We start from the raw sequence: 12,970 nt of genomic DNA on the forward strand, positions 1-12,970 counted from the left end.
GCTCACCACGCCAGGGATCGGTCGACGGCGTCGAGCACGCGGTCGAGGTCGGGGAGGTACTCCTCCTCCACCTTCGACGGCGGGTACGGCGTGTCGAATCCGGTCACCTTCAGCACCGGTGCTTCCAAGGAGTAGAAGCACTCCTGCTGCACCCTGCTGGCGATCTCGGACGCGATCGACACCTCGCCGGGCGCCTCGCTGACCACCACAAGGTGTCCGGTGCGGCGCACCGACTCGAACACCGGGTCGAGGTCGAGCGGGGACAACGTGCGCAGGTCGATCACTTCGAGATCGTTGCCGTCCTCAGCGGCCGCGTTGGCCGCGTCGAGGCAGGTCTTCACCATCGGGCCGTACGCCGCGAGGGTCGCGGTCGTGCCCTGCCGGACCACCCTCGAGCGCCACAACGGGTATGGCGTCGCGTCGAAGTCGATCTCGGCTTTCTCGTGGTAGCGCCGCTTCGGCTCGAAGAACAGCACCGGGTCGTCGGACTCGATGGCCTGCTGGATCATCCAGTACGCGTCGACCGGGTTCGCGCAGGAGACGACCTTGATCCCTGGCAGGTGCGCGAACAGCGACTCCGGCGACTCGGAGTGGTGCTCGACCGCGCCGACACCGCCGCCGAACGGAACCCGGATCACCATCGGCACCTTGAGCATGCCCTGCGTGCGGTAGTGCAGCTTGGCGACCTGGCTGTTGATCTGGTCGAACGCCGGGAAAATAAATCCTTCGAACTGGATCTCACACACCGGCCGGAAGCCACGGATGGCAAGGCCGACCGCGGTGCCGACGATGCCCGACTCGGCCAGCGGGGTGTCCAGCACCCGGTGCTCGCCGAAGTCCTTCTGCAGGCCGTCGGTGATCCGGTAGACGCCGCCCATCTTGCCGACGTCCTCGCCCATCACGATCACCTTGGGGTCGCGCTCCATCGCGGCGCGCAGTCCCATGTTGATGGCCTTGCCCATGGTCAGTTTCGTGGGTGCCGCGACCGCGGCTGTCTTCGGATCCATCACTGGTGCCGCCATTTCAGTGCGCACCCCCCTCGAAACCGGCCAAATACTCCAGATATTCGTCGCGTTCCCGCTCAAGCAACGGGTTTCCGCCCGCGTAGACCTTCTCGAAGATCCGCGACGCCGGCGGGTCCGGCATGTTGAAGCAGTACGCGCGCAGCTCGGAAGCCAGCTGGTCGGCTTCGAGTTGCACCTCGTCGAAGAACTCCGGCTCGGCCATGCCGCTGCGGACCAGGTGCACGCGAACGCGCTCGATCGGGTCCTTCAGCTTCCAGGCTTCGAGCTCGTCGGACAGCCGGTAGCGCGTCGGGTCGTCGGACGTGGTGTGCGCGTCCATCCGGTACGTGAACGCCTCGATCAACACGGGACCGTTGCCAGTCCGGCACTCCTCCAGCGCCCACCGCGACACCGCGAGACACGCGAGCACGTCGTTGCCGTCAACCCGGATGCCGGGGAAGCCATAGCCACGGGCGCGCTGGTAGAGCGGGAGCCGGCTCTGTCGTTCGGTCGGCTCGGAGATCGCCCATTGGTTGTTCTGGCAGTAGAAAACGACTGGCGCGTCGTACACCGCGGCCCAGACGAAGCCTTCGTGCACGTCACCCTGGCTGGTCGCGCCGTCGCCGAAGAAGACCATCGTGGCTTCGGCGTCCGGCTCGTGGCCGACCTTGCCCTCGAACTTCTGGCCCATCGCGTACCCGGTCGCGTTCACGACCTGGTTGCCGATCACGATCGTGTACGGGTGGAAGCGGTGTTTGACCGGATCCCACTCGGAGTGCTCGGTGCCGCGGAAGGTCGCGAGGATCTGCTCGGGCTTCACGCCACGGCACCACGCGACACCGTGCTCGCGGTAGCTGGGGAAGACCATGTCCTGCGGCTTCAGCGCGCGGCCCGCGCCGATCTGTGCGGCCTCCTGACCGAGCAGCGGAACCCAGATGCCGAGCTGGCCCTGGCGCTGCAGCGCGTTTCCCTCACGGTCGGCGCGGCGGACAAGCACCATGTCGCGGTACAGAGCGCGAAGCTCTTCAGCACCAATGTCGGCGACGTACTTGTCGAACTCGGGGTTGGCTACTCGCTCACCCTCGGGCGTCAGGAGCTCCACGAGCTCCGCGCCACCTTCGTTAGTCGCACGCAAACCCGCGATCACCTGTTCTGGGGTCGGTTTCGCCGCGGTTGCGGCTGGACCGCCTCCGGGCTCCGGGTGCGTCCACTGTTCTGGGGACGACATGCGGCTTGTTCTCCTCGCGTTCGAGGCCACGGCATCGCTTGTGACGGCGCCTTGCGGCCACTCCGGTCCGCGCACCGCCACCTCGGGTTGGAAGGCGGACAGCGGCGGTCGGCACTGACGGGCTGTCAGGCTCCATCCTGGCACGCCGTCGCCCGGTCTGGTGAGTCAGGCGCGCATGCTTTTCCGTCTCGAAATGGTCCTGAGCAGGCAAAATGGTAGGAACACCGATGGTTGGGGTGCCTAGCGAGGGCATCGGCCACGCATGCCAGAGCACGTTCGGCCCGGCGCCGAGGTGACGTCCGTTCGACAAGCCACCATGCGGAATGTGATCTGGGCCACGCCGTGATTCGTGACAGGATCGGGGGGTGCAGCACAACACCCTGAACTCGACTGTCAGCAGGCTCTGGGACGCAGAGATCCTGCCCAGCCTGTCCGAGCTGGTCTCGATCCCCGCGCTGTCGCCCGTCTTCGACCCGTCATGGGCGGCCAACGGACACCTGGACGACGCGGTCGCGCATGTCAGCAAGTGGATCACCGCCCGCAACCTGCCAGGCGCGACCGTCGAGACGGTCCGGCTGGACGGCCTGACGCCCGTGGTGATGGTGGACATCCCGGCAACGCCAGGCGCTGAGGACGCGGGCACTGTCGTGCTCTACGGCCACTTGGACAAGCAGCCGCCCGTCGGCGGTTGGGGCGAGGGCCTCGGCCCGTGGACCCCGGTTCTGCGCGACGGTCGCCTGTATGGACGTGGCGCGGCTGACGACGGTTACTCGGGTTATGCGGCAACGGCTGCGATCGAGGCGCTCAAGGCTGCGGGTGGTTCGCATGCTCGGTGCGTGATCTTGCTGGAGACGTGTGAGGAGTCCGGTAGCCCTGACCTTGCGGCTTATCTGACGCACCTGCGTGACCGTCTCGGTGACGTGACTCTGGTGATCTGCCTGGACTCGGGTGGCAACGACTATTCGCGGCTGTGGCTCACGACTTCCTTGCGCGGCATGGTTTCGGTGGACGTGACCGTGCGCGTGCTCGACGCTGGCGTGCACTCCGGGCTGGCCAGCGGGATCGTGCCCAGCTCGTTCCGGGTGCTGCGGGTGCTGCTCGACCGGATCGAAGACTCGGCCACGGGCGAGATCCTGCTGCCCGAGCTGAACGTGGAAATTCCGGCGCACCGCCAGGAAGAGGCCAGGACGAGCGTGGCCGCGGTCGGCCCGATCGGAACCACGTTCCCGCTGGCCTCCGGCGTGCACCGGGTGACCGACCAGGACCTCGAGCTCGCGTTGAACAACAGCTGGCGTCCGACGCTGTCGATCATCGGTGCCTCCGGCATGCCCGAGCCGCTCGACGCGGGCAATGTGCTGCGGCCGTACACAACGTTGTCGCTGAGCTTCCGCCTGCCGCCGACTGCTTCCGCCGAGGCCGCGCTCGCGGCCATCAAGAAGGCGCTGACCACGGACGTTCCTTATGGCGCGCACGTCGAGCTGGGTCGGCCGGACATCGCCGACGGTTGGGATGCGCCAGAAACCGCGCCTTGGCTGCGTGCGGTGCTGGATGACGTGAGCAAGACGGTGTTCGACGCGCCATGGGGAACCGTGGGGCTTGGCGGCTCGATCCCGTTCATGGGCCTTTTGGCGGAGACGTACCCGCAAGCGCAGTTCGTCGTGACTGGTGCATTGGGCGCGGACAGCAACCCGCACGTGCCCGACGAGTGGCTGCACCTGGGCCAAGCCGCGCGCGTGACGACGTCAGTCGCGCACATCCTGGACGCCCACGCGACCCGCTAGCACTTCACGGCCAAGGTGATCGGCTGCCCTTGTGGTTTCGGGCAGCCGATACCTCGGGCTGAGTTTCAACGTCAGCTCGGTCGCGGTGTCCAGGTCGATCCGGTGTCCAATGGAGACGAACACCGGTTTGACGCCGTGCTGGGTTCGCAGCGCCCGTCCGACGGTTTCGCCGTTGTCCACCAACGGTTTCCAGTCGCCTCGGTGCGGTCCTGGTGCCTCGTACTGGCCTAGCGCTTGCTTGCTCACGCCGATCGACGGCAGCCCGGTCTGCACACCGATGTGGCAGGCGAGCCCGAACCTGCGCGGATGCGCGAGACCTTGGCCGTCGCAGACCAGAACATCCGGCGTGACACGGAGTTTCGCCAATGCCGGAAGCAGCGCTGGCAGTTCACGGAAGCTGAACAGCCCTGGCACGTACGGGAAGTCCGCGACGCCATGGTGGACCGCACTGTCCACAATGTCCAGTGTCGCTATGTCGACACAGACTGCCGTGGCGATGAACCTGTCCGATGTGTACGCGACATCCAGGCCAGCGGCGACTTTCGGCTCGAACCCTTCCGGTGCACGGTGTTCGACCAGATGCGCCATTCGCAGCTGCAGCTGAATGGCCTCTTCCACCGTCACCAGTCCGGGTAGCGCGTGTACCAGGCCGGATCGCGCAACGGCTTCGGCCCGAACTCGACGACCGCGTCCAGGCTGAGGCGTTCGATCACCTCGCGCAGCTCCAGCTCGGCGAGCCAGGACGCCGGGATCGCGTCGATACCCCAGGCGGCGCCGAGGATGTTGCCGCAGATCGCGCCGGTCGAATCGCTGTCGCCGGAGTGGTTGACCGCCATCAGCAGGCCTTCGGCCATGTCGTCGGCACAGAGTGCCGCGCACAGCCCGATCGCCAAGGCTTCCTCGCCGACCCAGCCGCCGCCAAGCTCGGCCGCGATGGTCTCCGGATCCGGCTTGTACTGCGACAGCTCAACCGCTTTGTCCAAAATGTCCAGCTGTTCCTGGTGATCGTTCCAGCGCAACAGCTGTTCCCGCGCGACCGTGACCGCGTCGGGTAACGGTGTTCCTTCAAGCAGTTCACTCACGATCACCGCGAGCACACCGGCTGACAGATAGCCGCTCGGGTGCCCGTGGGTCAGCGCCCCACTCCGCACCGCGATCGTGAAAACCTCGACGGGGTCATCCGACCAGAACGCCACCGGCGCGGCCCGCATCACGCCGCCGCAGCCCTTCGAGTCGTTGATCGGGTTGTCCGGCGTACTCGGTTTGCCGGAAGTTGCGAAAGTGCGCAGCGACGCCATGCACGTCCCACCCGGCGCCCTGCGGTGGAACAGGCCGCGGTTGGTGATCAGCCAGCCGTCCGGCTGGGGCGAGCGCTGCGCGAACACGCCACCCCAGCGTTCCCACGGCTGACCCTGCGTCAGGTACCACCGCTGGTATGCGTGCTGCAACACCATCGTGATGTCGGTTTCGGTGCCCCTGCGCTTGCCCGCGTGCGCCCTGATCAGGCCTTCCAGCGTGAACAGGGTCATCTGGGTGTCGTCGGTGATCTTGCCGCGGCCGCCGTACTCGGTGGCGTAGTCACGCAGGCCTGCCTGGCCGAACCGGTCCCGGATGTCGTCGATCGAGTTGAACTCGATCGGCGAACCGAGCGCGTCACCGACCGCCCCGGCGAGCATCGATCCGAGCACTTTCGACGGCGGCAACGAGCTTCGGGTCACTGGAGCAATCGTAGGCGACGCACCGATCGCGCATCGCGAATCGGCCAATCGGCTGTGTGGTGACCAGGTCGTAACGGGTGCTTGCTGGGAACGAGCGCTAACAAGTGGCAGTATGCGGGCACTTGACCAAGAAAAGGAGTGACCTGTGGCGCTACGGACCAGGCACAAGTTGCTCGCCCTGTTGCCTACGCTGGCCATGGCGACACTGGCGGCCGCGTGCGGAACCGTGCAAGACAACCCCAGCGGTGGCGGTGGTGGGGCGCCCGGCAACACATCGGCGGCGGCGATCCCGACGCCGACCAAGGACGACGCGCTCGCAGCGTTGGTGCCAGCGGACTTCAAGTCCGACGGCAAGATCGTCGTCGGGCAGGACCAGAGCTACCCGCCGAACGAGTTCGTGGACAGCGGCCAGGTCGTCGGGATGGACGTGGACCTCGGCAAGGCGATCGGGCAGAAGCTCGGCGTCGAGTTCACCTTCGAGAACTCCGCGTTCGACGGCATCATCCCCGGCCTCGCGGCCGGCCGCTACGAGGCGGCGATGTCCTCGTTCACGATCAACGCGGAACGCCTCCAGCAGGTCGACATGGTGTCGTACTTCACCGCGGGCACCTCGGCAGCCGTGCTCAAGGGCAACCCGGACAAGCTGACGCTCGACACCCTCTGCGGCAAGAACGTCGCCGTGCAGAAGGGCACCGTCCAGGTCGAGGACCTCGAAGGCCGCACGGCCAAGTGCACGCAGGCCGGCCAGGGCGCGATCAACGTCCAGCAGTTCCAGAACCAGACCGACGCCAACCTGGCGCTGACCTCGAAGCGCGTCCAGGCGATGGTCGCCGACTCACCGGTCATCGACTACGCGATCAAGGTCACCGGCAACCAGCTCGAGCAGGTCGGCCAGACCTACGACTCGGCGCCGTACGGCATCATCCTGCCCAAGGGCAAGGGTGACTTCGCCAAGGCCGTCCAGGGCGCGCTGCAGGCACTCATCGACGACGGGACGTACAAGAAAATCCTTGAGAAGTGGGGCGTTCAGCAGGGCGCGGTCACCAAGGCAGAGGTGAACCCCGCACCCGCGGGCTGATCTGGAGACTCACTTGTCATCCTCAACCGAAGAACGCCGCCCGGAACCGATCAAAGCGGTTCCGGTGCGGCACGTCGGCCGCTGGATCGGCGGCGCCGTCGTCCTGTTCATCGCGGCGCTGATCATCCGCAGCATCATCGTCAACCCGAACTTCGAGTGGGACCTCGTCGGTCCGTACCTGTTCGACACCAGGGTGTTCACCGGTCTGCTGAAAACCCTGATGCTGACCGTGCTTTCGATGGTGCTGGGCATCGTCGGCGGTGTCGTGCTCGCGGTGATGCGGCTGTCGCCCAACCCGGTCCTTTCCGGCGCGGCGGGCATCTACATCTGGCTGTTCCGTGGCACTCCGCTGATCACCCAGCTGATCTTCTGGGCGTACCTGGGGTCGCTGTATCCGACCATCGGACTCGGCATCCCGTTCGGCCCCGAGTTCGTCACGTGGAACACCACCGAGCTGATCAAGCTCGAGGTCGCCGCGGTGCTCGGGCTCGGGCTCAACGAGGCCGCGTACATGGCCGAGATCGTCAGGGCTGGCATCAGGTCGGTCGACGACGGCCAGACCGAAGCCGCCGGCGCGCTGGGCATGACCAGGGGCAAGACCCTGCGCAGGATCGTGCTGCCGCAGGCCATGCGGGTGATCCTGCCGCCGACCGGCAACCAGGTGATCTCGATGCTGAAGACCACCTCGCTGGTCGTGGTGATCGGCTACGCCGAGCTGACGGTCGTCGTGCAGCAGATCTACGCGCAGAACTTCAAGGTCATCCCGCTGCTGATCGTCGCGGCGATCTGGTACCTGGTCTGCACGAGCATCCTGACCGTGTTCCAGACCTTCATCGAACGCAAGTACAGCCCGTCGACGGTCCACTCGCCCGGCTGGGCGAACCGGATGTTCGCCTGGCGGTTCGGCGCCGACGTGACGAAGGAGCGCCAGTGAACCCGATGGTGAAGGCCGAGGGCGTCTGCAAGCGGTTCGGCCCGCTCGAGGTGCTCAAGGGCATCGATCTGGAGGTCCAGCCCGGTGAGGTGATGTGCATCATCGGACCGTCCGGGTCGGGCAAGTCGACCTTCCTGCGCTGCATCAACCACTTGGAGAAGGTGGACGCGGGCAGGCTGTCCGTCGACGGCGAACTGGTCGGCTACCAGCAGAAGGGCGACAAGCTCTACGAGCTGAAAGAGGACGAGGTCGCCCGCAAGCGCCGCGAGATCGGCATGGTGTTCCAGCGGTTCAACCTGTTCCCGCACATGACAGCGCTCGAGAACATCATGGAAGCGCCGGTGCAGGTCAAAGGCTCGACCAAGGCGGCGGCCCGTGAGTTTGGGACCGCACTGCTGCACCGGGTCGGCCTCGCGGAAAAGGAGAAGAACTATCCCCGGCAGCTTTCCGGCGGCCAGCAGCAGCGGGTCGCGATCGCCAGGGCGCTGGCGATGAGCCCCAAGCTGATGCTGTTCGACGAGCCGACGTCCGCATTGGACCCTGAGCTGGTCGGGGACGTGCTCGGCGTGATGCGTGAGCTCGCCGAGGAAGGCATGACCATGGTCGTGGTCACCCACGAGATGGAATTCGCCCGTGAGGTCGCCGATTCGGTGGTGTTCATGGACGGCGGCGTCGTGGTCGAGGCGGGCAGCCCGGACGACGTGATCCGGTCGCCGAAACACGAACGCACCAAGGCGTTCCTGTCCCGCGTGCTGAAAAAGGACTGACTTTGTCCGTTACTCGTGGTGGCTCTTCTGGTGAGGAGCCACCACTCACCCCTATGCCCGCGGCCGATGTGATCCGCCGGGTGGTCGAGCCGGACGCCGCAGGCCCGCGCTGGCGCCGTAAGGCAGCGAGCCCGCCCGTGATCGTGGTCGAGGACAAGCTCCTGACCGGCACACTGAACCTGCGGGCGCTGGAATTCCCTTACGTACTCGAGTTCTACCGGTGCCGGTTCGAACAGGCACCGGACCTTCGGCAGGCCAAACTGGCCGGTCTCGAATTCCGGGACTGCTGGCTGCCAGGCCTGCAGGCCAAGAACATGCGCTGCGACAACGATCTCGTCCTAGTGTCGTCCACAGTGGATGGTTTGGTTGATCTGGTCGACACCCAGATCGAAGGTTCGCTGAACCTGACCGGCAGCATGATCGGCAACCACTCCGGGCGCGCGTTGAGCGCCGACCGGTTGGTGCTTGCCGGTGCGTTGCTGGCGAACAATCTGGTGGCACGCGGCGAGATCCGGATGCCCGGGCTGCGTGCGGGCGGCAACGTGAACTTCTCCGGCGCGGTTTTGGACAACGCGGAAGGCTATGCGCTCAACGGATACGGCATTCATGTCGGCGGAAATCTGTTGTGCGGCATCGATGTCACGACCGGAGCACGCTTTTCCTCAACTGGCTGGCTGTTCCTGCCCGCGACCCGGGTGGAGAGCGATTTCTCGTTGCGTGGCGCGGAGTTGAACCACGGCGACACGACCGGGGTGGAGATCACCGGCGACCCGGGGTTCGACGTGACCGCGACCCTGATCGCCGACCGCCTCAGGGTGGAAGGAAACCTCGAACTGGACCGTGGCCTGCGATCCAACGGGACTTTGCGGATCGTCAACGGGGTGATCGGCGGCTCGCTGCGACTGTCCAGCGCGGACATCGATGTGTCCGACGAGCAGGAACCGCCGTGGCCACATCGGGCCTTGCACCTCGACGGCACGCAGATCAGCGGCGATTTCGACGCCCGCTCGATCCGGATGGCCGGTCAAGCCCGCATGGTCGACGTGACGATCAGCGGAAACCTGCTGATGGACGGCGCGAACCTGCGTAACCCCGAGGCGGACGTGATCCTCGGCAGGCGGTTCAGCGTCGGCGGCAACCTGGACGGCCGGTTCGTCGAAGCCGCGGGCTGCCTTTCCCTGCAGGGCGCCAAAATCGGCGCGAACATGGACCTGCGCGGCACCCGTCTGATCGAGCCGGGCAAGAACATGCGGACCGGCGACGTGGCGCCCTCGGTGGACATCCGTGCCGCGACCATCGGCCGTGACCTCATTCTTGCCGCAGGTCATCGTCCATTCGCGGCACATGGCGGCGTCCGGATGCACCGCGCGGAGATAGGCCGCGAAGCCAATTTCGACGGTGCCATCCTCGGCTCAGGGCTCGGCGGGACAGCGTTGAACGCACACGGCATGGTCGCCCAGGAACTCGTTCTGACCGTCGGCCAGGCACCGCGCGGGCGCGTGACACTGCGGCACGCACGCTGCGCTTCGTTGGCGGACAACGACAAATTCTGGGACGGCACCGGCCGGATAGACCTTGAGGACTTCCGTTACGAAGCACTGGCCGTACCCATTGATTTGAAGGACGACAAGAACGTCCGCACGCGATTGCGGTGGTTACGCACCTCGATGCAGGGCCATTACAGCCCCGGCCCGTATGACCAGTTGGCGACCGTGTTCCGCTCTACCGGGAACGAAGAACACGCCCATACCGTGCTGATCGAGAAGCACAAATGGCGTTATGTGGCACTGGCAGAAGGTATGCGGGTGCTGTGGCCAGGGGTGCGGTTGTGGAGCTGGCTGCAACGGTCGATGGTCGGCTACGGCTACCGGCCGACTCGTGCGTTGGTGTGGCTGCTGTTCTGCCTGGTGTCCGGCAGTGTCTGGTTCGCACTGCGCGGTGAACCGAACGAGATCAATTCGGACGACACGCTGATCTGGAACCCGGTGCTCTACACACTGGACCTGCTCGTGCCGATCATCGATTTCGGCAACAAGAATCGCTGGCAAGCCCCAGGAGCCTCACAATGGGTGGCGACCGGACTGATCGCAACCGGCTGGATACTGGCGACAACGGCAGCGGCAGGCCTGACCCGGATGCTCAGACGTAACTAAGGGGTGCATCGTGGAACCCACCGCAACCGGCCGGATAACGGTAGCGGCCACACCGGAGACGGTCTACGCGTTGATCAGCGACCCACAGTCCCTTGCAGGAATCGCCGAGGAAACGGTGACCTGCAAGCTACTGGACGGAGCCTCCTCGGTAACGGTCGGAACGCGGTTCCGCGGCGTGAACCGGCGAGGTGTGCGCCGCTGGTCAACCGTGTCCACAGTGACCGATGCCGCGCCCGGTCGTCAGTTCGCTTTCAACGTGGCGTCATTGGGAATTCCCGTGGCCCGGTGGGACTACTCGATCACTCCAGCTGAAACCGGCTGCGAGGTCGTCGAAAGCACATGGGACCGCAGGCCACGATGGTTCCTGGGCCTGGCCTACCTGGCAACAGGAGTATCCGACCGGGTGAAAGTGAATACGGAGAACATCGCCCGCACCCTCCAGCGCCTGAAAGAGAAAGCCGAAGCATGACAACCCCGCTCCTGATCATCGACGCGGCCAACGTGGTCGGTTCGGTGCCCGACGGCTGGTGGCGTGACAGATTCGGCGCGACCGAGCGACTCCGCGACAAACTCGCCTCGCTGCCCTCGGTTGGCGTCCCAGGCGTCGAACCACCCGTGGACGTGGTCATGGTCGTCGAGGGCAAGGCGCGTGATGTGGCTTCGTCAGACACGATCCGCGTCGTCTCAGCCCCTCGCTCAGGCGACGGAGATGACGCCATCGTCGAACTGGTCCGAACGGAGTGTGCCGATCGGACTTGCTACGTCGTCACCGCCGACCGCGGCCTGAAAGCCCGCGTCACCTCACTGGGCGCCTCAGTCCTAGGCCCCAGCACAGTCCGCTGACGGCAAATCTGTTTCCGTTGGCAGTCGTTCGGATGGCACGTGGAGAGATAGGTCGTACAGCCGGTCTTCCTCGCTCACGCACACCATCTCGTCCAACCCAGCGGCACGATCAGGCTGTCGGATGTGGATGTCGTCTTCGTCCATCGTGCAGGCTTATCAATACCCGGGGGGTGAGCCGAAGTTCCGCGAGCCAGAATTGTCGGTGGCCACCGATACATTGCCTGTCAGGCCGAACAGTAAGGAGGAGACAGGTGACAGAGGTGGCACTGCGGTCGGTTGAGGACGCTGACCTCGACCCGCTGTTCGAGTTCATGCGTGATCCCGAATCGGTCAGGATGGCGGCGTTCACCGCGAAGGACCCGAACGACCGCGCAGCCTTCGACACCCATATGGCGAAGTTGAGGACCAACCCCAACCGGTACGCGATAACCCAAGACGGCCGGTTCGTCGGAACGATCTCCAGCTTCGTGTTGGACGACCAAACCGAGATCACCTACTGGATTGAGCGAGCGGCGTGGGGCCAAGGGATCGCCAGCCAAGCCCTCACTTTGTTCCTCGCCACAGTCACGGACCGCCCGATGTACGGCCGTGCCGCCAGCGACAATCTCGGATCCCTCCGCGTCCTGCAGAAGGCAGGCTTCAAACCGATCGGCACCGAGATCGCCTACGCCAACGCCCGTGGCGCGGAAATCGAGGAGACAATCCTGCGTCTCAACTAGACCTGTTGATTCCGAGCCGCTTTTCGCGGTGACCGGCTGAGCCAACAAGTCTGCGAGTCCCTGTTCCGATTCCCAGTGTTGGAATTCGCTCGGCCTCGGCCTTGTCCGGCCACGCTGTCTTGGTCTCGTATGACCAGAGATCAAAGGTTGCGGTACACCTCGCGCCGATGCGCGACCCGCACCACCGTTACCAGGATCTTGCCGTCGTCAACCTGATAGACAATGCGGTAGTCGCCGACTCGGATGCGCCTCACTCCAGCTGGCTGACCCGAGAGCGCCCGGCAACCGGACGGACGCGGATCAGCTCCCAGCGTGGTCACCGCCAACACGATCCTGCGAACCGTTTGCCGGTCGAGCTTGCGAAGTTCGCGGAGAGCGGCTGCTGTCCATTCGATTTCGTAGGGCACTGTCAGGCGACACCGAACTCGGCAAGCACGTCACGGTGGGCGGTCCGGGGTTCGGTAGATGCCAAGGCCTCTCGGGCCGCAGCCAGGTCTGCCTCATCCTCCACGGCTTCAAGCCGTCGAAGATCTTCGATGGAAACGAGTGCGGCGACAGGTCGTCCGTGCCGGGTCAGCACAGTGCGCTCGTGGGCGTGCTCCACCTTGGCGACAACCTCGCCCAGGTGGTCTCTCGCCTCGCTGATCGGCATCTCGGTCATGCGCCAAATTGTACAAAACGTAGGACTTGTCGCCAAGCGTTGTCCCAGTGGCTGAACCCGCGAACACCCCTCCGGACCAGCAGT

At 65.5% G+C, this 12,970-nt stretch carries 14 protein-coding genes; 8 read left to right on the forward strand and 6 right to left on the reverse strand.

Annotation, left to right across the window (positions count from 1 at the left end; genetic code table 11):
• Window positions 1-2 precede the first annotated feature (2 nt).
• The gene (locus tag LWC34_RS20530) at window positions 3-1,022 is read right to left on the reverse strand and encodes an alpha-ketoacid dehydrogenase subunit beta (RefSeq protein WP_233726786.1); all 1,020 of its coding nucleotides are present in this window, start codon (window positions 1,020-1,022) and stop codon (window positions 3-5) included.
• 1 nt (window position 1,023) lies between these two features.
• Window positions 1,024-2,232, reverse strand: coding sequence for a pyruvate dehydrogenase (acetyl-transferring) E1 component subunit alpha (pdhA, locus tag LWC34_RS20535; protein ID WP_233726787.1), 1,209 nt, complete (start codon window positions 2,230-2,232; stop codon window positions 1,024-1,026).
• A 365-nt stretch (window positions 2,233-2,597) separates the two neighbouring features.
• Here pdhA and LWC34_RS20540 point away from each other — a divergent pair, with 365 nt between their 5' ends.
• Window positions 2,598-4,013: a M20/M25/M40 family metallo-hydrolase gene (locus tag LWC34_RS20540; protein WP_233726788.1), complete on the forward strand. Its 1,416-nt coding sequence runs from the start codon at window positions 2,598-2,600 to the stop codon at window positions 4,011-4,013.
• Here the strand turns inward: LWC34_RS20540 and LWC34_RS20545 are convergent.
• The gene (locus tag LWC34_RS20545) at window positions 3,975-4,637 is read right to left on the reverse strand and encodes an endonuclease V (protein WP_233726789.1); all 663 of its coding nucleotides are present in this window, start codon (window positions 4,635-4,637) and stop codon (window positions 3,975-3,977) included. The genes LWC34_RS20540 and LWC34_RS20545 overlap by 39 nt on opposite strands.
• Window positions 4,634-5,731, reverse strand: coding sequence for an ADP-ribosylglycohydrolase family protein (locus LWC34_RS20550; RefSeq protein ID WP_233726790.1), 1,098 nt, complete (start codon window positions 5,729-5,731; stop codon window positions 4,634-4,636). Before LWC34_RS20550 ends, LWC34_RS20545 begins: the two co-directional genes overlap by 4 nt.
• Window positions 5,732-5,876: 145 nt before the next feature.
• Here LWC34_RS20550 and LWC34_RS20555 point away from each other — a divergent pair, with 145 nt between their 5' ends.
• The 7 genes from LWC34_RS20555 to LWC34_RS20585 all read left to right on the forward strand — a co-directional run bounded on the left by LWC34_RS20555 (window position 5,877) and on the right by LWC34_RS20585 (window position 12,225).
• Window positions 5,877-6,809 (forward strand): ABC transporter substrate-binding protein, encoded by a 933-nt coding sequence (locus LWC34_RS20555; RefSeq protein ID WP_233726791.1) that lies wholly within the window; start codon window positions 5,877-5,879, stop codon window positions 6,807-6,809.
• Window positions 6,810-6,822: 13 nt separating this feature from the next.
• Window positions 6,823-7,743, forward strand: coding sequence for an amino acid ABC transporter permease (locus LWC34_RS20560; RefSeq protein ID WP_233726792.1), 921 nt, complete (start codon window positions 6,823-6,825; stop codon window positions 7,741-7,743).
• Window positions 7,740-8,510: an amino acid ABC transporter ATP-binding protein gene (locus LWC34_RS20565; RefSeq protein ID WP_308200116.1), complete on the forward strand. Its 771-nt coding sequence runs from the start codon at window positions 7,740-7,742 to the stop codon at window positions 8,508-8,510. Before LWC34_RS20560 ends, LWC34_RS20565 begins: the two co-directional genes overlap by 4 nt.
• 53 nt (window positions 8,511-8,563) lie before the next feature.
• Window positions 8,564-10,663 (forward strand): translocation/assembly module TamB domain-containing protein, encoded by a 2,100-nt coding sequence (locus LWC34_RS20570; RefSeq protein WP_233726793.1) that lies wholly within the window; start codon window positions 8,564-8,566, stop codon window positions 10,661-10,663.
• Between the two features lie 7 nt (window positions 10,664-10,670).
• Complete coding sequence (locus LWC34_RS20575; RefSeq protein ID WP_233728784.1) at window positions 10,671-11,132, forward strand: SRPBCC family protein; 462 nt, start codon at window positions 10,671-10,673, stop codon at window positions 11,130-11,132.
• Complete coding sequence (locus tag LWC34_RS20580; RefSeq protein WP_233726794.1) at window positions 11,129-11,506, forward strand: NTP pyrophosphohydrolase; 378 nt, start codon at window positions 11,129-11,131, stop codon at window positions 11,504-11,506. The genes LWC34_RS20575 and LWC34_RS20580 overlap by 4 nt, the downstream gene beginning before the upstream one ends.
• 251 nt (window positions 11,507-11,757) lie before the next feature.
• Entirely contained in the window at window positions 11,758-12,225 is a 468-nt protein-coding gene (locus LWC34_RS20585) for a GNAT family N-acetyltransferase (protein ID WP_233726795.1), read from the forward strand.
• Window positions 12,226-12,365: 140 nt separating this feature from the next.
• Here the strand turns inward: LWC34_RS20585 and LWC34_RS20590 are convergent, their stop codons facing one another.
• Together LWC34_RS20590 and LWC34_RS20595 are read right to left on the reverse strand one after the other, a co-directional pair.
• Entirely contained in the window at window positions 12,366-12,632 is a 267-nt protein-coding gene (locus LWC34_RS20590; RefSeq protein ID WP_233726796.1) for a type II toxin-antitoxin system RelE family toxin, read from the reverse strand.
• Between the two features lie 2 nt (window positions 12,633-12,634).
• Window positions 12,635-12,886, reverse strand: a complete 252-nt coding sequence (locus LWC34_RS20595; protein ID WP_233726797.1) for a type II toxin-antitoxin system Phd/YefM family antitoxin — start codon at window positions 12,884-12,886, stop codon at window positions 12,635-12,637.
• Between the last annotated feature and the right edge of the window lie 84 nt (window positions 12,887-12,970).

Source organism: Kibdelosporangium philippinense (genome assembly GCF_021390435.2).
Lineage (GTDB): Bacteria > Actinomycetota > Actinomycetes > Mycobacteriales > Pseudonocardiaceae > Kibdelosporangium > Kibdelosporangium philippinense.

Coding starts and splice junctions, on each gene's coding strand:
- LWC34_RS20530 (WP_233726786.1), bottom strand. CDS start 1,022: ATGGCGGCACCAGTGATGGATCCGAAGACAGCCGCGGTCGCGGCACCC.
- pdhA (WP_233726787.1), bottom strand. CDS start 2,232: ATGTCGTCCCCAGAACAGTGGACGCACCCGGAGCCCGGAGGCGGTCCA.
- LWC34_RS20570 (WP_233726793.1), top strand. CDS start 8,564: ATGCCCGCGGCCGATGTGATCCGCCGGGTGGTCGAGCCGGACGCCGCA.
- LWC34_RS20580 (WP_233726794.1), top strand. CDS start 11,129: ATGACAACCCCGCTCCTGATCATCGACGCGGCCAACGTGGTCGGTTCG.
- LWC34_RS20595 (WP_233726797.1), bottom strand. CDS start 12,886: ATGACCGAGATGCCGATCAGCGAGGCGAGAGACCACCTGGGCGAGGTT.